The organism is Pontibacter sp. LHS1 (assembly GCF_058932855.1).
The window spans coordinates 1-670 of record NZ_JBZYWF010000036.1 but is presented as its reverse complement, the minus strand read 5'-3'; the positions used below and the strand labels follow the sequence as shown (position 1 = coordinate 670).

Below are 670 nucleotides of genomic sequence, written 5' to 3'. Positions count from 1 at the left end.
CTTGAGAACGCGCTCGGGCAATTAGTACCGCTCGGCTTTGACATTTCTGCCTTTACACCTGCGGCCTATCAACGTCATCGTCTCTGACGGCCCTTAAGGGAGATCTCATCTTGGGGCGGGTTTCGCACTTAGATGCTTTCAGCGCTTATCCCGTCCGAGCGTAGCTACCCTGCGCTGCGGCTGGCGCCACAACAGGTCCACCAGAGGCTCGTCCATCCCGGTCCTCTCGTACTAAGGACAGAACCCCTCAAATCTCCGACGCCCACAACAGATAGGGACCGAACTGTCTCACGACGTTCTGAACCCAGCTCGCGTGCCACTTTAATCGGCGAACAGCCGAACCCTTGGGACCTTCTCCAGCCCCAGGACGTGACGAGCCGACATCGAGGTGCCAAACCTCCCCGTCGATATGAGCTCTTGGGGGAGATCAGCCTGTTATCCCCAGAGTACCTTTTATCCTTTGAGCGATGGCCCTTCCATGCGGAACCACCGGATCACTATATCCGCCTTTCGGCCCTGCTCGGCTTGTGGGCCTCACAGTCAAGCTCCCTTCTGCTATTGCGCTCTGCGCACGGTTACCAAGCGTGCTGAGGGAACCTTTGAAAGCCTCCGTTATTGTTTTGGAGGCGACCACCCCAGTCAAACTACCCACCAAGCACGGTCCCCCTCT

1 rRNA gene is annotated in these 670 nt (G+C 57.8%); it reads right to left on the bottom strand.

Annotated features, from left to right (window positions below):
• Positions 1-670, bottom strand: a 23S ribosomal RNA gene (locus AC5FXQ_RS21770); the annotation flags it as partial.